This is a genomic window from Legionella nigrisilvae (assembly GCF_977063395.2).
In genome coordinates this window covers 457,010-478,009 of record NZ_CDRUGZ020000038.1, presented here as the reverse complement: position 1 = coordinate 478,009, position 21,000 = coordinate 457,010, and the positions used below count along the sequence as shown (strand labels likewise).

The window sequence follows — 21,000 nt, the reverse complement described above, 5'->3', positions numbered from 1 at the left end:
CCTTTTTTCTTGTGTATTCAAAAGTTAACTTGACGATGTCTTACTAGCTTACCAATAATTTCCATTTTATAAATTGATTATTTCCAAAATCACACATTCATATAAATGCTCATATAGAATAAATTAATGTCACATTGTTTTGAGTGTCTTCCTTTATTGCTTTTGCTTGAGAAAATTAAATTATGAAACGTAAATATGAACCAACTTTTATTAAAAGAGGTGAAGAACAAGACAGGACTGCTCAGCCCTTTAATAGTATACCTGCGGCGCCAACAAATTTAGCCAGTCGCTCATTACAAACACCAGCACCCTATTTGCCAATTATAGAACCCTATGTTCCCCCACTAGAAAAAGGAAAAGAGAAAGCAGCAACGAGTATCCCCAGCGAGAGTCAAACTACTACTAGGATTTCTCAAGAAGTTTATCCCTTATTAACCAGGAAGAGAAAAAGACAAGAGTCCATCACTCAAATAATAAATTCAAAACAACAAAGAAATAGCCCAATTGATTCTACATCTTTATTACCAGCCAAAAAAAGACAAAAACAAGATGGGCGGCCAGGACTAGCATTAAGCTCTTTTCTAAATGAGAACATTCTTAACTTACTCGATGGGATACCTGCACTCGAGAGTTATAATTCAAAAATAAAAGCCCTTCAAAACACTTGGAAATTACTTGTCGATTCGGAAAAAAATAGAACTAAATTGAAAGATATAATTTCGAAGTGTGCTCAATTTTATATTTTTGCTGCAGATCGAGAGCGATTCGTTGTTGATGAGATGCTTAATATCAATTATGACTTTTTTCTGGTAGGTTTACACAATATATCTGAGGAATTAATTCCTTTATTTATAATGCAAGAGGATAAAAGTTTAGATGAGGAAAAGGCCGATGATGTTGAAATAAATAAAAATGTTACAGAAATTATTCATAATTTGTATTCTCAAATAATGGCCCTTCGATGTATTAAAGAAATTTATGCTAATCCCCTTAAGCCAATGCCTTTTCCTCAACGTCCAATAAGTGAGGAAGAAGCGATTCTGGATTTTAAAGAGCTGGTTAAACAAAGTGAATATTTACTAAGTAATGGGTATACTCAAAACGGCTCCTATCCCCTTTATCATACCGTTGTATCGCAAAAAGGTGATAAAGCAGGTAAAACCGCCGTTGAATTCTTTACCCAAATTGAACGGTTTAAAGCAACTGCTGATTCAAGAAAAGTTTCTGTCTATGACATGTGGCAGGAAAATAATTCAGCTATAACATATAAATTGCGGGAATTGTTTCGTCAACATGCTAAAAAGGTTTCTTCAATTGGTAATTCGCCAAAATCAATTGGAATTAAAGAGATTAACCAAGTACTTACTCGGCAGTTAGCAGTCTCCCAGTATTCTCCAATTATATTGCTGAAGGTGATTGAAGTATTAAAAAAGCATTATCAATTCAAAGCGGAACGAATTCATTTTCTTGATCTGTGTGGAGGATGGGGAGCTCGTAGAATAGCTGCATTAGCACATCCCTCAATAGATTCCTACCTAAGTATTGATCCTAACCCGGCTTTAATTGAACCTTATGAGCAAATGACTCATCTATTAAAACCATTATCGGGTAAAGATCGATTTATATCACAACATATTCCTAAAAAAATTGAGGAAGTTACAATTGACCCTGATAATATTGGGAAATTTAACTTAGCAATTACTTCTCCTCCATATAGAAATCTTGAGCAATATAATAAAAAATCAAATGGAGGCTACGAAGAACAAGAATATATTGATGATGCTAAATGGCAAAACTTTATGGCTCATTGTATGTGGGTGTTATCATTGTATGTTGTTGATGGAGGTTTAATTGCTTTGAATCTTGCCAATATGATACATCTCAGAAAATGTTATTTTTTAACTGGTGATGTAGTAAATGAAGCTCTCACAAAGTTAGAAGATAGGCTTCCCTTGGAATTAGTTGCAAGAGAGGAGAAGATAAGACTATATAACATGATAAATATTTTTCCTGATGCTTCCGACACCAAAGATACTTTGGCTTATCCTTTGGAATTTCAAGGTTCAATTATTCAACAATACTCTGACAGCTCCATGCTTAACAGAAAAATAAAGAAAGATTCTCGGTTTCAAGAGCTCGAGGCAGAGCAAATTCCAAGTGATCGTGAAAGTTATGTTGTTTTCAGAAAGATTGCTGTATTACCTAAACTCGGTAACTGTTTAAGATTAAACGGTTTATTTAAAACTGTGTTTACAAGCCCAGGAAAAATGTGTTTAACCGAGTATGATGCAGTTCGTGAGCGTCACAGATTACAAGTTCTTACTAAAGAAAACAAGATTTATGACAAATCTACAGAACAGGAAGCTCATAGACCTTAATGTGGTCAGGGTTCTAATACGCTTGCCGCACACGTTAAGCAAATATCGTCTTAATCGATTGGAAGCAGGTATGGCATGCTAAAGGGGCTTGTTAATCTAGTGCGAGGTTATCAGTCCTATGCTACGATTAAGAGTTTGAAATCATGCGGATGTTTAATAAAGGACAGTTAATATTTGGATGTATGGAGCGCGTACAGAAGGATCCTTTATTAATCAACAATTTGGGATTTACAGTAATATCTGCCCAAAATTTAAGATTTTTTAAGCTTCTATCTTTTTGCAGCAGAGCCAGACTGCATAATTGAATAAAATTACACTCGCTTCAGTTTAGGATTAAAACAGGGAGGTCTTATGTACACCTTATATTCATTTGGTACACCTAATGGGATTAAACCAACCATTATGCTCCATGAGTTGGGTCAATCGTATACGATTGAATTAATAGATATTTCCAAAGGAGAACAATTTAATCCGGAATTTTTAAAAATTTCACCGAATAATAAAATTCCCGTGTTGTATGATTCGGAAAAAGACTTTTATTTGTCTGAAAGTGTAGCGATTTTGCAATATCTTGCCGAAAAGCACCACCAATTTCTACCGGAATCACCCCAAGACAAATATAGAATTTTACAATGGTGTTTTTTTCAAGCCGCACATATAGGACCTATGTTTGGTCAATTAGGTCATTTTCACCGTGCAGAGGAAAAGATTCCCTATGCAATCAAACGTTATGCGGATGAAAGTGAGCGTTTGCTTGGTATTATGGAAAAACAGTTAACGTATGCCATCTACGTAGGCGGCTCTGACTATACTATTGCGGATATGGCTATTTGGCCCTGGATTTATTGTTTTCAAATTTTTTACCAACAAAACATCGATGAGAAACAATTTCCTCATTTAATCAAATGGTATCATCGAATTAGCCAACGCCCCTCCGTTATAGCAGCCTTAGAAGCATATGGTTTGAATTTAGAGGGTAGGAAAGAATAAGTGAGGGTACTGTCGTCAACTTAAAGGTTTAGTCTGGGAAGGGCGTCAGCCCTAACCCCAGAACTTTCTACCAGAAAACCGGCTTTCATTTCACTCCACTAGACTACCCTGTTTATTTTAACCCTGGGTAATTCTAGTTTAGTTCAAGTGAGGAAGAGGGTGTTCCATCCTGGGTGGGTGTTTCTTGCTTTGTGGCATAAATTCCATTCTTGCCCAGTAACTCACCAAACGAAGTTCTGGGCATTTGTTCTGTAGGAGCCTGATTTCTAAGCGTTGCGAGTACAGTAATATGTTCCTCTTGCTTTTTCAGGAGTTCTTCATATTTGCCATTTGTAGTCTCAAGCTCTTGTTGCACCTGTTTAAACTTCTGTCCAGATCGTTCGAAATCAGTCGCTATTCCTAAAAAAGTTCCTTCTTTCTGTTGTATAAAGGCATCTATTTTTTCTTTAAACGCATTCCGTTGATCCTCTCCAATGACCGTGTTGGATAATTCTTTTACGGTGCTACTCAGAGTCTCTACCATCATTCTCGCTCTACTAAGTTCTGCTTCAAGCTCTAACTTAACTTTTTTAATTTCCTCGATTTTTTCTGCTAATTCTTTTTTACTATTACTGTATGCCTCAGTTATGCGATCTAACTTCACTTGGTTTTGTTGTAAAAATTCAGCATTTAGACTGACGTCGTCTTTGAGCTGACTAGAGACTGCTTCTAATCCATCTTTGGTTTCACCTAAGGCCTTATTGATTCCGGAGGTAGCTAAAATTTGTTTGTCTATCTCATCAATCTGTTTGCTTAAATGTTCGATATTTTCTACTAGGGTTGCATTTTCTTTGGCAAATTTTTGAATTTCCACTACTAATTGTTTACGAATAATCTCTAATGCACTAATAGTAAGTTCTAAAAGATCCGCCAGCCCTAAAATTCCTTTTTGTAAACTTTCTACAGCACTAGTACTACATTTATGATGATCATCCAGAATGACTCCTCCTGCGGTATAAGTAACCGCGGTGACGCCACAAAGTGCCAAAAGGAAACCCACATGTGCCATGATTCCAATGATTAAAGTAGGAACAGTTAATACGACACCGCCAACAATTTTTTGCCAAAGTGGCAACTCACCCCAGTATTCTGCAGCACGTGAGAAAATACTCGGATTCTTTTCCATGCTTTTGATTGTATTTTGGAGGCTTTTCTTAATTTCATCAAATAGCTCTTTGGTAATGGTAATTTTTTGGAGCTTATCTTGTCCTGTATCTTCATTGAGAATTTTTAATTGAGCTTTTACTCTTTCTTCTATCGGGACTTGTTCTGAGTCTATTGGTTTAGTTTGGGGGGTATCAATTTCGATAAGATGTTGAAGCTCTTCTACGTTGGTAGCCATACGATTTCCTTTCTGTTGAATAATCTTCCTGTGCCTACTATTTTTAACCAGGATAACTTAAAAAAACAAGGAAAATTTGTTTTTTAGAATGAATAAGAGGTTTACTCACTAAATAGGAATTATTTAACGAGTTAAAAATATATTGCATGAGGAGTTGGGCTTTGCAGCCCAACTTTAAATCATCTTGCTTAATTACTCATACTAATTGTATAGGATCTTTCATTTTCTTCCGAAGAACAACAAGGAAGGCAATGAGACATCGCATCAACAATAGTCGCACCCGAACGAGTAACAAAATAAGCCAAGGCTACTGGAGCTATAAGAGCAGCCACTATAGCAGCAGCAATTGAAATTGCAGCACAAGCAGCCGCAACAATACCAGCCTGAGCTGCAACAATTAGCGCTCCATGTGCCGTTTCTTTGGCTTCAGGTTTGCGTAAACCATGTAATCCTGAACCTGCGGCAAAAACTAAACTTCCTAAAGCAGTTAGTGCGGCTCCTGCGGCAGTGATTGCAGTTGCAGCACTCACAAGGGATAAAATGACGGGAGCAGCAAGTGGGGCTGCTGCGAAAATACCGAATTCGGTTTTGTTTCTATAAGGTTCAAAGAAACCAGGGGCTGCTCTTCTGACATTGGAAAAGAATTCGGATGCTTTATTTTTATAATTTTCTTGGGTTTGTTCCCTTACTTCTTTAGATCCTAAGCAAAGATCAAAAATTGAGCTTTCGGCCTCAATCTTAACTGGTGCAGCTTTTCTTGTATAAGTTGTATTTGATGTTCTTCGTGTAGAGTAAAATTGTCCATCCACATTGTCATCTAATTTTGCATCCATTGTATGCCCCTCAAGTTGTTTAAAACCGAGTCATGCTATTCAAAAAAAGGATACAAGTCAAGTTGAGTTTATTTAAATTTTTGATTACTTTATCCGCACTTAACAACTAAAGATGATTTTTTATGACATTTAATATTGGGCAACGCTGGATTAGCAACACCGAAACACAACTGGGCTTAGGGATCATTATTGAGTTAAATGGCAGGCAAGTGAGCTTGAGTTTTCCCGCTGCTGGTGAGGAACGAATTTATTCTACAGATAGTGCGCCACTAAGTCGTATTATTTATAAAGCTGGTGAAGAAGTAATTACATCTGACCAACAAAAAATGTATATAACCCAGGTTGAAGAACGTCAAGGATTGATGTTTTATACAGGAGTAGATGAAGAAGGGAAGGAGCATCGCATTAGTGAGCTATCTCTGGATTGTTTTATCCAGCTCAACACTCCAGAACAAAGACTTTTTAGTGGATTGCTTGATAAGTTAAATACATTTAAATTGAGAATTGATACACTCAATCATGTCAGCAGACTTCAGCAATCTCCAGTGAGGGGATTATTGGGTTCACGAACCAGCCATCTGAAGCATCAGGTTTATATCGCCCGGGAAGTAGCACAACGTTATGCCCCTAGAGTTTTGCTTGCCGATGAGGTAGGACTTGGTAAGACCATAGAAGCAGGTATGGTTCTCCATTATCAGTTATGTACCGGCCGTGCTAATCGAGTTTTGATTGTGGTACCGCAAACTTTGATTCATCAATGGCTTGTGGAGATGATTCGTCGTTTTAATTTGTATTTCTCCATTATTGATGCGGAGCGCTATGAACTTGTATACGAATTAGATGAAGAAGAAGGGATGCAGATCGGTACAACGCAAGAGAATCTTTTTGAAAATGAACAATTGGTTTTATGCAGTTTAGATTTTTTAATGGAACATGAAAAAGCACGCCAACATGCGCTAAGCAGTGAGTGGGATTTGTTAATTGTCGATGAAGCGCATCACTTGCATTGGTCCGAGAAAGAAAAAAGTCCTGAGTATGAATGTATTGAAGAACTAGCGGGACAAAGTAAAGGTTTGTTGCTGCTGACTGCGACACCAGAACAAGCGGGAATTGCCAGTCATTTTGCTCGTTTAAGGCTGCTCGATCCTTCACGCTTTTATGATTTTTCTAAATTTAAAAAAGAAGAAGAAGGGTACCAGCACATCAATAAGTTAGTACAAGAATTGCTAACTTATGGCGAACACACATCCACGGATGCCTTAAAACCAGAACATAAGTCTCAATTAGAAGCCTATTTAGGGGAAATAACTGGGTTGGATGTGAGCCAAATCATTAAAGATTTACTCGACCGACATGGCACGGGTCGTGTCCTATTTCGTAATACACGTGCAGCGATTCAGGGTTTTCCTGAGCGTCGAGTGCATGCGAATCCTTTGGAGTGTCCTGCTATTTATACTTCTCTTGAGGAACAAAAAGGACAGAGAAAGCTTTATCCCGAACAACTTGTAGCGAAGGAATTGTGGCTTGAACATGATCCTAGAGTGAGATGGTTAGCAGACAAAATCAATGCGGTTTTTCCCCAAAAAGTGCTGGTCATTTGTGCCAAAGCAAATACCGCCATTTCATTGGATCAGTATTTAAAAGTAAAGGTAGGGCTTCGCTCTACTTCTTTTCATGAAGGCTTATCGATCATTGAACGCGATCGGGCTGCAGCTTATTTTGCCGAACAAGAAAATGGCGCGCAGGCCCTTATCTGTTCTGAAATAGGAAGTGAAGGTCGAAACTTTCAATTTGCTCATCATTTAGTCTTGTTTGATTTACCATTAAATCCTGATTTACTGGAACAACGTATTGGCCGACTTGATCGGATAGGTCAGCGGCATACTATAGAAATTTATGTTCCTTATCTGTTGAATACGGTACAAGAAAAATTATTTCGCTGGTATCACGAAGGGATTAATTTATTTACCAAAAGTTGCTCTGTTGGTTTTACTCTTTATGAAGAATTTGAAGATCAGTTACTGCCTATTCTGGATACGGTAGATGCAAATAATGAAGCATTGGAACAACTGATTGTCGAGACTAAAAAGCGAGCGGAACAAATTAATCAAGCACTTCATGAAGGACGTGATCGGCTGTTGGAGTTAAACTCATGCAACGCACCAGAAGCAGAAGAATTGATTGCAGCTATTGAAGCAGAAGAAAACTGTTTGGGTTTGGAAAACTATATGGCTCAAGTGTTTCAGGAATATGGCATCGATCATGAATACCATTCTGAAGCTTCAGAGATATTGCGTCCCACAGATCATATGAAATCCAGTCATTTCCCAGGGCTAAAAGAGGATGGGGTGACGATAACTTATTCGCGTTCCAAAGCTTTGGTGCGTGAGGATGTTGAATTCCTAAGTTGGGAACATCCAATGGTCTGTGAATCTATGGAAATGATCCTGGATTCTGAGGTAGGTAATGCAACTTTAGCGACAATCTCAATTAAAAGCATAAAACCTGGAACATTATTTTTAGAATCCTTTTTTACAGCGAATTGCGCAGCGCCAAAATATTTGCAATTAGATCGTTTTTTACCACTTACACCAATTCGTGTGCTTATGGATGTCTCAGGAAAGGATCTTTCCAAGATCTTGGATTATACGCAATTGAATCAATTGTGTGAGCCTGTAAAACGTCATTTAGGATACCCAATCATTCAGCAGATTCGTGCGGATCTAGAGAATATATTGGTACAAAGTAAAAAAGTAGCAGAAGCGCAACTACAAGAGCTTTTGGAGAAAGCAACAGTACAAATGAAACAAAATATCTCTCATGAAGTAAATCGACTGGATGCTTTAAAAAAGATTAATCCCTCGATACGAGAGGAAGAGATTGCTTTTTACAAAAAACAACTTATTGATAGTGAGGAATTTATTCACAGTACTGCTTTAAAGTTGCAAGCGTTGCGGGTAGTGATTAATAAAATTTGATGAGTTCTTATAGCATCTATACTACATTCATGATGATAAGGTAATACATAATGCCTTGATTGGGAAATCAGTATATTATTTTATTGAGGAAGATGAGTTTAATTAAATATCTCATTGCATTAAGATAGATTGATAGATGATATTTTTTGCTTATGATTGTTTGTATTGAATGCATAAGATGCGTAGTGTATGAAGACTTTTGCTATCTAGGGACATAGGATAAGTAAGTACTATTATTTGCTAAGAAATTACTTACTAGATTTTTTTAAGGTGTGTAGTACAAAGGGATGAGTCTACTAATGAACCAACAAATTAAAGAAATTGTAACGGACCTTTTGCATTCAGCAGGAATCACTCCCAATGGGAGTGAACCCTGGGATATTCAAATTAACAATGAAGCATTATATGCCCGTATTTTTAACGGCGGCTCATTGGCACTTGGTGAGTCCTATATGGATGAATGGTGGGATTGTAAAAGTCTCGATCAATTTTTTACACGCATTCTCCTGGCTCAGTTGGATCAAAAAATTAAATCCGACAAATGGTTATGGCCGAAATTAATTTGGTTAAAGTTAATTAACCATCAATCAAGAAAGCGTGCCCTGGAAGTGGGTCGAAGACATTATGATTTGGGAAATGATTTATTTAAATCCATGTTAGACAGTCGCATGAATTATACGTGTGGGTACTGGAAAAATGCGAATGATCTAGAAACCGCACAATTAAATAAATTGGAATTAAGCTGCCAAAAATTAAAACTTGAGCCAGGGATGCGGGTACTTGATATAGGCTGTGGCTTTGGGGCTCTTGCAAAATATGCTGCTGAAAATTACGGAGTCAATGTCGTCGGTATCACCATATCCAAAGAACAATTTGAATATGCAAAACAGAACTGTTCCGGGCTACCCATTGAGATCCGTTTTCAGGATTATCGCGATGTTCATGAACAATTTGATCGGGTAGTCTCTTTAGGAATGTTTGAGCATGTCGGTTATCGGAATTACCGTACCTATATGCAAAAAGCCCGTGATTGTCTCAAGGATAATGGTTTATTTTTGTTACATACTATTGGCGGTAATTCGACTACCACCACTACAGACCCTTGGATTAACAAATATATTTTTCCAAACGGTATGATTCCCTCTATGGCACAAATTAGTGTTGCTTCGGAGGAGGTATTTACCATGGAAAACTGGGCAAATTTCGGTGCTTATTATGATCACACTCTAATGGCATGGCATGAACATTTTGAACGAAATTGGGACTACTTAAAAGAGCACTATGACCAGCGTTTTTATCGGATGTGGCGCTATTATTTATTGGCCTGCGCAGGTACATTTCGAGCACGCACGAACCAGTTATGGCAAATTGTTTTTTCCAAAAATGGAGTTCCAGGGGGATATCAAGAACCCTTATTCACCGGAGTTAAAAAAAGAGATTCTGAAAAAAAAACAATCTCAGATCTTGAATTGTCTTAGTCAAAAATAAAGAGGGATACTGCATTAATGCAGTATCCGCAACACGTATGAATTAGTGCTTTTTGGCAAAGACCATACGCAAATGACTATTAATCGTTTCAATGGCATTGCGACATGCTGGAGTATCAGCAAGTTCATTGATCATAAGGAAATCATGAATGGTGCCATGATGACGAATCCCAGTAACGGGGACACCTGCTTCATTAAGCTTATGCTCATAAGCCTCACCTTCATCCCGCAATACATCGCATTCACCGTTGATTACAAGTGCAGGAGGTAATCCTTTAAGTTGCTCAGTAGTCGCTCGTAAGGGACAAGCTGTTATTTCATTTCTTTTTGATTTATCCGGTAAATAATTATCCCAGAACCATTCCATTGCTTTTTTGGTTAACCATGGACCATCCGCAAATTCTTTGTAGGAATCATTTTCAAAATTTGCATCAGTTACAGGATAAATAAGCACTTGGTAATCAATTTTTGGCCCACCACGCTGTTTTGCAAGTAGCGTCATTACTGCTGCCATATTTCCACCAACACTATCGCCGGCGACCGCTAAACGAGAGGTATCTAGATTTAATTCCTTACCATGCTCTGCAACATACTTTAATGCGGTGTAATCCTCTTCAATTTGCGTTGGATATTGTGCTTCAGGTGCTAAAGAATAATTGACAAATACAATGGCAGCATGTGCACCCACTGAGAGTTCACGGACAAGACGACCATGAGTTTGCCAGTCACCAAAAACCCAACCTGCTCCATGATAGAACATAACTACTGGAAGTTTTTCTTTTGAGCCTTTAGGACGAACAATGCGAAGGTCTAATTTACCATTCGCGTGTTGAATAAAACGATCTTCAATGTCCACTTCAGTTTTTTCTTTTTCTAAAGGCAATTCTTGCAATTTATCAAAAATAGCCCTTCCTTCTTGCACCGGAAGATCATAAAGCGGTTTACCCCCAGCTTTCTTGATTTTTTCAATGAAAGCCCAGGTTTTTGGTTCTATACGTTTACTTAGATCCATTTTACTTGTCCTCATGGTTAAAGTTCAAAATATAATTCACTATTTTTTAAAAATAAGATTAAGCCAAAGCTGTCACTTTTATTATCGGGACAAAATAATTATAGACAATTTGTAGGTTTTTTGTTTTACGCGGTAAAAAAACGAAAAAAATGAACTAATTAATTGCTTTATGATGGTTGGGGGCGGGATCGTTGGGGAAGAGATTTTCAAGGGGTGTTACTTGAAGAGCGTGGGTTATGTGCCTAAAATTAGTTAAATGCTCTTTTGGAGTTCACAATGAAATCATTAATTGGTGGCATGCTCTCCTTGGTTGCGTTTTCTTGTTGGGCAATAGATCGTGGGATTAATTATGATCCTGCCCACAGCAAAGCGTTCACCGATGCCCAGATAAAGAACAATTTACAGGGCATGAAAAACGAAATTATAAAAGATCTTCGTATCGCACAACAAAATGGATTTACGATCATTAAGACATTTTATGCCGGAATTTCTACGGTAGATGGCAAAAGTACAGCAACTATGGCTGATATAGCATGTCCTTTAGGGCTAAAATTAATGTTAGGAGTGTATGAGTTTGATCCAGGAAAAGATCATTGTGATAACTGGTGTGATATTGCCCGAAAAAAACAGGTAGATGATGCTATTGCGAGTGTGAATAAATACAACAAAGATAATAAAAAATGCATTATTGGAATTGCAGTAGGAAATGAGGATATTACCAACTGGAATTTTACCCAACCCAATACCTTAGTACAAAAACATATCTCTGAAGATATTAGCCGTCTTAAAAGTGCAATAGGGAATAAAACAGTGATTGGAACTGCACAACAAGATGGGGCTTTATTGAAGTTAGCTGCAAGTGATCCTTATGGAATTATTGGGAAACTCGATTTCATTGGCGCTAATATTTACCCTTATTGGAGTAGTAAACCGTATACCCCAATATCCGGTGCGGCAACTGAATTTATGAATCGCTATGAAGCCATCAAAAATAAATTTCCCGGAAAAGAAATTATTGTAACCGAAGAGGGGTGGCCAAGTCAGGGATCTGCACAACAAAATCCAGATGCATCTTTAGCCAATGAAGGGACTTATTATAATTGGTGGAAGACTCGATCTGATGATTTCGATTCCTATTATTTTGCCTTATTTGATAAGCAACCAACGGATGGAGATGCTGATAAGTTCTTTGGATTATGTACAGCAGACCGAAAAGACAAGATTCTTGATGGATGCAATTACTAACAATATAGATCGAAACAATTTTGAGAAAGAAGTTATTATATCTAACCAAAATATAATAACTTCTTAGCTAAAATCACCTTTCAACATATCAGAATTTTCCCATTCATAACTGAAAAATCAACTCTATTCCACCCCCTACGGATTGGGCCCTGAACTACATGGTAGGAACAGAAGAAGATAAAGTGGGCACACGAATGTTCTCCAACTCATCAGGTTCGTTCGCTGGATTGAATCCTTGTTGCGTGTAATTTCCCTGAGGATCTTTATCATTTCGGTAGGAAGTAAATTTTCCTCCTTGAATCATATGGGTATGATTTGCTTGTTTACCAGGTATCACATCTTCTGATGCTAGAGAATGTTCGATTTCCTGGATTAAATGTTCCCATTCGCTTATCGGTCGATTGTCGGAAAGATAAACGGTTACATCTTTTCCTGTTGTATTGGGGGATATGGGTTTGTCTTCTGGAATAATCTTGAATAAAGGAATATTTTTTTCTACTAAGTGCTTCATCACAATATTTATGCCTTTTTCAAAATTTCCGGGTGTATCACGATCAAAAGAAAAATGAAGTTTCCATCCACAATCGCTCTCATTCAATTGGTAGGGAGTTTGTTGGTAGGAAGCAAACTCTAACCATTGTTGAAGTGTTCTTTGACAATAATAATTCCCCGCCTTTATAGTAGAACCTATGTGTAGAGCATTTATATTTTTACAATTAGCCCAACTTTCCGTATCGCCCTTGTAAATAAAAATTCGTTCATTATAAAGAAATCGTATTAAATCTTCTTTCACATTATTCAATAGAGTTTTGAGTTTGGGAGCAGAAGAATATTGGGGATCAGCAAGGAGCGTGCTTATTTTTTTTATAGCTTGGTGGTTTCTTTGCAGAGGGGATAACTGAGTATCACTCAATAGGTTAATTATTGATAGAACCGGTTTTTTTCCTTGGAAACCAAAAAAACCAAAAAAGCCTAAACTCTTCTCCTGGGCTAAACAAAAAGAATTTAATTTATCTATACAAGATTCAAATGAAATTGGCATACCCCACCTCATAATGAATTTTATTTTAAGTATAGGTCTTCTTTTTTTTTTTGCTGGTTAGATGGTTTAGATGGACTTTTTTTATTAGTTAGAGGGAGTAGAAGCTGAGATTTAAGCTTGATAAATCCCAGGCTTACGTTATATGTTTACTTTGGGTTATTCATTACCAACTGGGAACGAACCGTTTGCAGGGTTTCTATAATCAGGAAAAGAACAATGCATGTGGGCGATCTTCCAAACTCCATCTTCCTTTTCAATAGTTAAAGTGCCGCGTAAATGCTCAAATAAATATTCTTTTCCATCAATGATCATTCGTGCACGGCATATGGCAGCAGCCCACAAAGCCTCATCTGGAGTGGGAACAAAGTGAATTATTTCTATTTTACCTTGCTCTGATTGGCTCCAGTCTCTTCTTAACTGTTCTTCTATTTCTTTTAAACCCACCCGATATTCATCGACTCCTGATCCCCAAACATTGGTATTTTGACTAAAAAGACTAAGCAATAAGGATGCATTTCTTTGCTCATATCCCTCACAGAATTGTTTAAATAGTTTTTCGGCTGGTTTTTTTTCTAAAATGTTCATGAGACTTTTCTCCTGAATAATAAAATCTTGGCGGAGTATAAAAGATAAGAAAAAATTGTCTGTCCGTGCTGAATACGGACAAAAATGAATGAACTCTATAGTACCGAGCTTAAATAAACCATTCGTTCCATTTCTAGTCTGGAAGAAAATCCTGTGCGTTGTTTAATACGCAGTAAATAGGTATCCACAGTACGAGGAGAAAGCCCAAGTAGCTGAGCGATTTGTTTGTGTGTTGCACCTTGCAGTAATAATCTAAGGCACATTAATTCTTGAGCGGTAATGTACGTTTTCTCGTTCTTTCCAACCACAGGAATTCTGCCTTGCTTCAAACAAAGCTCTTTATAATTTACATCGCGATAGGTTTCGGGTAATGCAATCGGATTTTTATTCAGTATCTGAATTAAATCTTTATTTTGCAGGTCAAAGTCAAAAATAAATTGCTCAATTGCCTTGAGTTTATTGAGATAAAACGAACCGGGATTCGCATGTTCATAGGGTAAGGCTACCGCAATCATATCGTAATAATTTTTACTCCGACGAACTAAAGTGAGTCCGTTGTGCAAATTAAATTTTTCGCGAGCAATTTGCACGGGGGTACGGGGCAACTCTTGATCCCAAAAAAACCAGTATGAATGATTATTTTCATGCTCATCGTCAAATGAAGAGAATACTACTGGAGCATTATCAATATGTTGGAAGTATTCAAAAAGCCCGGTATTGTTTGTTAAGCAATTAATGGAGCCGTCTGCAAAACAACGTAAATATTGAAAGTAATTAAATCCAAATCCATCTAATAAATTTTTACTTGCTTCATAGACTTTGCTTTTTAATAAAAATATAGGGTGGTTTAAGTCAACTTTTAATGACATGTAATAAAAAATAATCTAGATTAGGGACCAAAGTGAATGCTATTTTGTCAGTAATTTTATTATTGATCAAATTGAATTGTATTGTTTCATCGCTCTAGATTTGATATAAAGTTTGGGAAGAACTATGGACTTCTATTTGGAATAGAATAAAGGAGATATAATGCTAAGAAATAATCCACAAAAACCGCGCAATGAACTGCCTTCAACCCGAATAAAACGCCAATTATCCATATTCTACAGAGGCCCGGATGGCCGTATTACTTCCGATGATCCTGACTCCTACAAAGGACAAGAGCGGGTTGCTTATCAAGAGGCGCTACTTAGCCAACACCCAAGGACAGGTTATGCCGATGGAATTTTAAAAGAAAGAAAACAGCGCAATAAAACTCAATTTTTTTCAATTGCAAAAAAAGAAGAATCGGAAAATGAGCCTTCAGTCCCTACTCCTCCGTGATTGAGTAAACTACAATGGAGATATGGGAATAACTCTGTCTCGTAGCATGGTTTTCATCTGAAGTAACAAGGAAGTAAATGATATGACTAAATCAGTAACGCCCCAAGAAGTATTTCATGAGCTTATCAAAGCAAATGGTTTGTTCCCAAATAACCCTCGCTACCCTTTATTAATATACAAGCAAATGGAAGTAGTTAAAAACCAATCCCCTCAGAAACTCCAAGAGCTTTTACAACAAAACCATTGGGGAAATTCATGGGTAGATTCGATTTATGACTATCATCATTATCACAGTAGGACCCATGAGGTATTAGTGATGCTTGCGGGGGAAGGAACAGTTCAATTTGGAGGGGATAACGGTACGATTTATTCAGTAAGTCATGGTGATGTGGTTATTATTCCTGCCGGTGTTGCGCATAAAAGTTTGCACTTATCCAGCGACTTTCAATGTATCGGTGCTTACCCAGGGAATGTTGATTTTGATATGAATTATGGTAAGGCCGAAGAACATCCCCGAGTGATTGAGCAAATTAAACATGTCGGAGTACCTCAAAGTGATCCTATATTCGGTACGCATGGACTATTATTTAATTATTGGAAATAGAAACTCTATAACTATTGGATAAGTAAAGAAACCAACCGTTATTTTAAATTATTGGTATTTGCTGGAGTGCTTTATGTCTGTAGCTTCAATTAGAAAAGTTTATAACATTTATGCTTCCTTCTATGATTTTTTGTTTGGTTCCATTTTTAACCCAGGCCGTTCCTTGTGTGCTGAAATTGTTAATAAAGCGGCAAAACAAAATGCTACAGTACTTGAAATTGGCATTGGTACCGGTTTGTCGCTACCGCTTTATCGTTCTGATTTGATGATTACGGGGATTGATATTTCCGAAAAAATGTTGGAAAAAGCTGAGGAACAAGTGGTCAAAAATCACTTGGAGGAACGGGTACAGTTAAAGATTATGGATGCGGCTCATTTAGAATTTCCTGATAATCGGTTTGATTTTATTGTTGCCATGTATGTGGCCTCAGTGGTTCCAGATGTGAAGGCCTTTCTTCAAGAATTAACCCGTGTTGCTAAACCTACGGCAGAAATTATATTCGTGAATCATTTCGCATCGGAGCACCCGATAATGCGCTTTTTTGAGAAGATATTTGCTCGAGTTAATGAGCTTATAGGGTTTAAGTCGGATTTTTCGATGCACTCAATTCTTGATTACCAAGCCCTAAAGCTTCTATCCACCCGAAAAACTAATTTATTTGGTTATTGGAAATTATTACACTGTAAAATTCTGAAAGATAACCCAGCACCACCACAAGACAACTAGATTATCTGCTTCGTAATAATCTAAACAGTCCTGGTATGGAATAGACCTGTTGCAGGAATAAAATGGTGTGGGTCGACGCGCTTATATTTGATGTTTTTGGTTTACAAACTTTGGTCTTAATCAAGGATTATTGTGTCAAAAAAAACTTTGGTTTTTTTATCGGGAGTTTTGTCGGATCATCGCGTATGGTCTTATCAAGCAAATCATTTGCACGATCTGGTGAATTGTCAAATTATTCCCTTATTACACGGTACCTCCACCGAGGATTTACTCCAAAGAGTGTTAGGGCATGTTGAGGGGGCGTTTTTTTTGGCAGGCCATTCGATGGGTGGGTGGTTGGCACTGGAGCTTGCCAGAAGAGTTCCTGAACGCATTTTAAAATTATGCTTATTGAATACTTCCGCCCAACAAGACTCTGAAGAAAAAGAGCAAAAAAGAATAGAATTGATACGAAAAGTGGAGCAAGGTGCTTTTCAAACGGTTGCTGCTGAGCTAGTACAACATTATGTGTATGATGAGCGGGTTAAACCAGAAGTACATTCCATGTTTCTCAGTGTGGGCCAACAGGCATTTATTGCCCAACAAAAAATACTGCTGGCTCGCCAAGAGTGCACTTCTTTCTTGCCATCACTGGAAATACCTACTTTAGTCATTCACGCACGCCAAGATAAAAATTTTTCTCTATCTGTCCATGCAGAGCTGGCAGACAAAATTCCAAATGCCAAATTAGCAATTATTGAAGACTCTGGTCATATGTCGCCTATGGAATCACCCCAGGCAGTAACTGCATTATTACGGTTATGGTTGAATTATTTTTAAATGCATTAATCTTCATAATCATTCAAATCAAAAGCCTCTTGCAGATTTCCAAGCTGCTCTTCAACTAGGGTTAATTTTTCAAAACTAGCAATATGAAACAAGGCTTGGCCTGAATGCACAAGTGGCAACATATTTTCACCAATAATAATTCCAGAAATGGGTGATTTTAATTTGTATTCTTCGGTACTGGTTGGATTGGCGATAACCGCAATTACCTGTCCCTTGGCGACTCGATTGCCTGATTTTTTAAGGTGTCTTAAAATGCCACTTATGGGGGCTCTTATCCAATAACTGTTCCTAGATACCGTAGAGGTATATTTTTTTACTCTGTATCTACCGGGCGGAACCATTCCCAAGGCTCCCATCACACTTAGAATACCATTAATGCCGGTTCGGATGGATAACTCATCAAAACGTAAAGACTCTCCTCCTTCATAGACTAAAATAGGAATACCTTGCTCATTTGCATACTCGCGCATAGAACCATCCCTAAAGGTTGAATGTAAAATGACTGGAACATTAAAAGCTCGAGCCAAATCTTCAATACCGGGCATATCAAGATTTGCTCTAATTTGAGGTAAATTAAAGCGGTGATTGGATCCGGTGTGTAAATCAATTGCATGAGTAGATTGGGATAAAATTTGCTTGCTGATAATTTGTGCAAGAATAGAGGCAAGTGAGCCATTTGAACTGCCGGGAAACGATCGGTTTAAGTCTCTTCGATCCATTAAGTATCGTTCCTGGTATAAAAAACCGTATACATTAACTATAGGAATTGCAATAACATTCCCATGGATATTTTTTAGCCCCTTTTTTTTCAAGAAGCGTCTAATAATCTCAACGCCATTGATTTCATCACCATGAATGGCAGCAGTAAGGCATAACGAAGGCCCTTCCTCTATCCCGTTAATGACATGTATTGGCAAACAAATTGGAGTCCAATCATATAATTTGGGCATGGGTAAAAAAACCGTTTTGCGTTCTCCAGGCTTAATTTTCATGTCACCAATAACAAGAGGTTCTTTACTCATTCTCACGATCCTTCAAGAGTTATATAACAAGTGTAGCTTGAATTGGAGCAAAGTAGTGTGAGGAAAAGGTTGAATTTCTATGTACAAAGATGGAAGAGCAGAATGCTCTGCTCAAAACGTTGGGCTTGGTTGGACAAGCTTTTAACACAGTTTTTGGTGTGGCATAAATTTACTCAAGTGTTAAATTGGAAATAACAGCAGGTTTTGCCCCCAGTTTTATATCCGTGAGGTGTTGATTAAATATTGCGTAGTTATTGTATGAACCGGTGTTAATTATCGGGAACACAATATGGTCGAAGAAATGCGCTCGTTTTTCAATTTCTTCACCATATATCTTGGCTACGATTTGCGGGTCATTTTTAAATTCCCCACAACCCCAGGCTCCTAAAATTGCGTTGGGTTGTTTTGCAAGGATTAATGTATCAAGCTGGGCGGCGATACGTCTTCGTAAATCCGCTATATATTGATTCCTGGTTTCAAGATCCAAGGCGTGGGGTGTGAAAGGAAGTTGCGGCGCGGCGGATCTTAATTCATAAAACGGGAAAATATCTGATTCAGGAAGAAAGGCATAACTTAGGCCGCTGTCTGCCGTATAGCGTGCCGATGTAAAGTCCTCAGGATCTTTGGGAAAAACTATTTCAGGACCTCTGAAACATATCCTGGATTCTGGGCTAAAAAATACTTTATATCCTTGGGTGTCGGTTTCCCCGCTGTGCTTTTTCAAAGCCTCATATTCTTCCTGGGTCATTTTTATCTTAGCTTCTAGAAGCTTTTTTGCTGCCTCATGGTAGCAAAATGCTTGAGCTTTTTGATCTAAATAAATGCTTGGATCCAATAAAGATTGAGCACAGGTGCTTCGATGCCATATATTTTCCTCCTGGGCACTTCCCCCCTCTAAGGCAGCACCGCCTGGAAATTGGGGATTTGCCATATTGAGTACAGAATAAGAGACCCCATATTTTTTGGTCGCTTCAAGTGTTGCCAGTCCCCAATCTTTAGGAATTACTTCAACTAACTTGGGTGAAGGTGATTTTTTTTTGGCCCATAAGTTTAAATTAATTTGTGCTTGCTGGGCCAATTTCTCTGATTTTTTTAAATCGGTGATCCAATCTAAGGTTTTTTCCATACTTTTGTGTCGCCATCTCTCACCCGTATAAGATCCTTTGAGAAGGCTTGGCTTATGTTCGGCGTGTACGTCTTTGATAATAGAGGCAGTGCTTTTTTGGGGTGAGGGTTTAAATAATTTAATTCTCGCCATCATTTTTTTCATCCTTTTTCAGGTTCCTTCTTCTATTTTTTACATCTTGATTCTAAAAATCAGTTAATGAGTTTTTATAAAGATAAGAGTCCACATTTAATAGAAGACGGTACGTTAATTTCCATAGGCACAACAGCTTCTGGTGTTATCAGATTGAATTCCATACGCTGACAGCACCATGTTTTTATTATTTTGATAGCGAACATGCAACAAGAAAGAAGTGCTCTACTCATCGCAGTATTCTAAGCAATTGTATCCTTCCATTAGGTATATCCTTGGCTCAACGATGATACGTCGAACCAAATTCAGTAGACCAAAATGATCAAAAAAAGTCAACTTTGTTTTTAGTTGTGAGATGAAGTTCATTTATTGTCATATTTTCAGGGCACCTCAAGCAGATTTCAATGCTGCATTTTTGGACCTTAGAAACTTCTGTATGTATGTAAAGAATCATATCCTCACCATAATGCTCTGTTATTAATCTATAATTATATTAATCTCACTTTTTGTTTGATAAATATGAAAGTTGATGAAAAATCTATAAGAGAGTTATGTGGCGAAAGTTCCGAAGTGGTAGTATTTGGTTTTAGCAAATATGCCTATAAAGAGCTTTGTATGGCAATCAATGAACATGATGGAATCAATGCTTTAAATTCTGATACCTACGATAGCAAACATACTGATCTCAGCAGAAACAACCCTTACTCCATGTATAATTATTTTAAGTTTATTCTCAATGACTTAATTCTCGAAAATTATAAGAGACAGAAAGAAGGCAAACCAATAATTCCCTTAATTTTTGTAGTCGGAAAAGGCAATATGAGCTACGAGCCAAAACAAATTGCTCAAAGAGAGGAAGACCCCTCCGATAAATGGGTTACGCTAACAGAGCTACGCAGAGTGTATAAATTAGCTACAGAATTTGGACCCGAATTCTCCAAAGTTGCTTTGGATACGGTTAAGTTTGTAAGTCTTGAAACCAATTCGGATCTAACCACCTTAAAGCGGGTTTCTCCTTTTTGGGAAAACCCAGATTGGCAGAAAGGTTGGCAAACACGAAAAGAGGAAACCCAGAAAACACACAGCCGACTGATAAAAAATAGTATTTGGCGATCCAATTTACAAGGTAAGATTGAAGAAATCGATAGTCAACATTCTGAAGATAAAGGTAAAGAAGAAAAGAATACTTTTAAGAGTTAATGAATAAGGCTCTCGCGCCAAACACCATCTCTATTAAGACGACAAAAACTGACATCAAAACTATAAACTCGCTGATTATCTTTTTATGCCGTGCTATGGTTAACATA

At 37.5% G+C, this 21,000-nt stretch carries 18 protein-coding genes; 10 read left to right on the top strand and 8 right to left on the bottom strand.

Going from position 1 to position 21,000, the window contains the following annotated elements:
* The first annotated feature begins 182 nt into the window (after positions 1 to 182).
* Positions 183 to 2,378 carry a hypothetical protein gene (locus tag ACWTE2_RS24480; RefSeq protein WP_454784807.1) on the top strand — a complete coding sequence of 732 codons (2,196 nt, stop codon included), beginning with the start codon at positions 183 to 185 and terminating at the stop codon, positions 2,376 to 2,378.
* Between the two features lie 351 nt (positions 2,379 to 2,729).
* Positions 2,730 to 3,368, top strand: coding sequence for a glutathione S-transferase family protein (locus ACWTE2_RS24475; protein WP_454784806.1), 639 nt, complete (start codon positions 2,730 to 2,732; stop codon positions 3,366 to 3,368).
* Between the two features lie 133 nt (positions 3,369 to 3,501).
* Here the strand turns inward: ACWTE2_RS24475 and ACWTE2_RS24470 are convergent, their stop codons facing one another.
* Entirely contained in the window at positions 3,502 to 4,749 is a 1,248-nt protein-coding gene (locus ACWTE2_RS24470) for a LegC2/C7 family Dot/Icm T4SS effector (protein ID WP_454784805.1), read from the bottom strand.
* Between the two features lie 188 nt (positions 4,750 to 4,937).
* Complete coding sequence (locus ACWTE2_RS24465; RefSeq protein ID WP_454784804.1) at positions 4,938 to 5,582, bottom strand: hypothetical protein; 645 nt, start codon at positions 5,580 to 5,582, stop codon at positions 4,938 to 4,940.
* Between the two features lie 122 nt (positions 5,583 to 5,704).
* Here ACWTE2_RS24465 and rapA point away from each other — a divergent pair, with 122 nt between their 5' ends.
* Complete coding sequence (gene rapA, locus ACWTE2_RS24460; protein ID WP_454784803.1) at positions 5,705 to 8,560, top strand: RNA polymerase-associated protein RapA; 2,856 nt, start codon at positions 5,705 to 5,707, stop codon at positions 8,558 to 8,560.
* A gap of 299 nt (positions 8,561 to 8,859) precedes the next feature.
* Complete coding sequence (cfa, locus tag ACWTE2_RS24455; RefSeq protein ID WP_454784802.1) at positions 8,860 to 10,038, top strand: cyclopropane fatty acyl phospholipid synthase; 1,179 nt, start codon at positions 8,860 to 8,862, stop codon at positions 10,036 to 10,038.
* 52 nt (positions 10,039 to 10,090) lie between these two features.
* Here cfa and ACWTE2_RS24450 read toward each other — a convergent pair whose 3' ends face one another.
* Complete coding sequence (locus tag ACWTE2_RS24450; RefSeq protein ID WP_182392080.1) at positions 10,091 to 11,059, bottom strand: alpha/beta hydrolase; 969 nt, start codon at positions 11,057 to 11,059, stop codon at positions 10,091 to 10,093.
* Between the two features lie 276 nt (positions 11,060 to 11,335).
* On the opposite strand from ACWTE2_RS24450, the gene ACWTE2_RS24445 reads away from it, so the two are divergent.
* Positions 11,336 to 12,304 carry a glycoside hydrolase family 17 protein gene (locus tag ACWTE2_RS24445; RefSeq protein WP_454784801.1) on the top strand — a complete coding sequence of 323 codons (969 nt, stop codon included), beginning with the start codon at positions 11,336 to 11,338 and terminating at the stop codon, positions 12,302 to 12,304.
* 154 nt (positions 12,305 to 12,458) lie between these two features.
* Here the strand turns inward: ACWTE2_RS24445 and ACWTE2_RS24440 are convergent, their stop codons facing one another.
* The 3 genes from ACWTE2_RS24440 to ACWTE2_RS24430 form a co-directional block, all read right to left on the bottom strand.
* Complete coding sequence (locus ACWTE2_RS24440; protein WP_454784800.1) at positions 12,459 to 13,346, bottom strand: hypothetical protein; 888 nt, start codon at positions 13,344 to 13,346, stop codon at positions 12,459 to 12,461.
* Positions 13,347 to 13,502: 156 nt separating this feature from the next.
* On the bottom strand, positions 13,503 to 13,931 hold the full coding sequence (locus ACWTE2_RS24435) for a nuclear transport factor 2 family protein (protein ID WP_454784799.1): 429 nt from the start codon (positions 13,929 to 13,931) through the stop codon (positions 13,503 to 13,505).
* Between the two features lie 95 nt (positions 13,932 to 14,026).
* Positions 14,027 to 14,800, bottom strand: a complete 774-nt coding sequence (locus ACWTE2_RS24430; protein WP_454784798.1) for a helix-turn-helix transcriptional regulator — start codon at positions 14,798 to 14,800, stop codon at positions 14,027 to 14,029.
* Between the two features lie 160 nt (positions 14,801 to 14,960).
* Here ACWTE2_RS24430 and ACWTE2_RS24425 point away from each other — a divergent pair, with 160 nt between their 5' ends.
* The 4 genes from ACWTE2_RS24425 to ACWTE2_RS24410 all read left to right on the top strand — a co-directional run bounded on the left by ACWTE2_RS24425 (position 14,961) and on the right by ACWTE2_RS24410 (position 17,404).
* A complete protein-coding gene (locus ACWTE2_RS24425) occupies positions 14,961 to 15,254 on the top strand; it encodes a hypothetical protein (protein ID WP_454784797.1) in 294 nt (97 codons plus the stop codon).
* Positions 15,255 to 15,336: 82 nt separating this feature from the next.
* Positions 15,337 to 15,858, top strand: coding sequence for a cupin domain-containing protein (locus ACWTE2_RS24420; RefSeq protein ID WP_454784796.1), 522 nt, complete (start codon positions 15,337 to 15,339; stop codon positions 15,856 to 15,858).
* Between the two features lie 73 nt (positions 15,859 to 15,931).
* Positions 15,932 to 16,585 carry a phospholipid N-methyltransferase PmtA gene (pmtA, locus tag ACWTE2_RS24415; RefSeq protein ID WP_454784795.1) on the top strand — a complete coding sequence of 218 codons (654 nt, stop codon included), beginning with the start codon at positions 15,932 to 15,934 and terminating at the stop codon, positions 16,583 to 16,585.
* A gap of 132 nt (positions 16,586 to 16,717) precedes the next feature.
* The gene (locus ACWTE2_RS24410) at positions 16,718 to 17,404 is read left to right on the top strand and encodes an alpha/beta fold hydrolase (RefSeq protein WP_182392072.1); all 687 of its coding nucleotides are present in this window, start codon (positions 16,718 to 16,720) and stop codon (positions 17,402 to 17,404) included.
* A gap of 5 nt (positions 17,405 to 17,409) precedes the next feature.
* Here ACWTE2_RS24410 and ACWTE2_RS24405 read toward each other — a convergent pair whose 3' ends face one another.
* Together ACWTE2_RS24405 and ACWTE2_RS24400 are read right to left on the bottom strand one after the other, a co-directional pair.
* On the bottom strand, positions 17,410 to 18,435 hold the full coding sequence (locus tag ACWTE2_RS24405) for a succinylglutamate desuccinylase/aspartoacylase family protein (protein WP_454784794.1): 1,026 nt from the start codon (positions 18,433 to 18,435) through the stop codon (positions 17,410 to 17,412).
* 169 nt (positions 18,436 to 18,604) lie between these two features.
* On the bottom strand, positions 18,605 to 19,696 hold the full coding sequence (locus ACWTE2_RS24400) for a poly(ADP-ribose) glycohydrolase domain-containing protein (protein WP_454784793.1): 1,092 nt from the start codon (positions 19,694 to 19,696) through the stop codon (positions 18,605 to 18,607).
* A gap of 516 nt (positions 19,697 to 20,212) precedes the next feature.
* On the opposite strand from ACWTE2_RS24400, the gene ACWTE2_RS24395 reads away from it, so the two are divergent.
* Positions 20,213 to 20,893, top strand: coding sequence for a hypothetical protein (locus ACWTE2_RS24395; protein ID WP_454784792.1), 681 nt, complete (start codon positions 20,213 to 20,215; stop codon positions 20,891 to 20,893).
* The last annotated feature ends 107 nt before the right edge of the window (positions 20,894 to 21,000 follow it).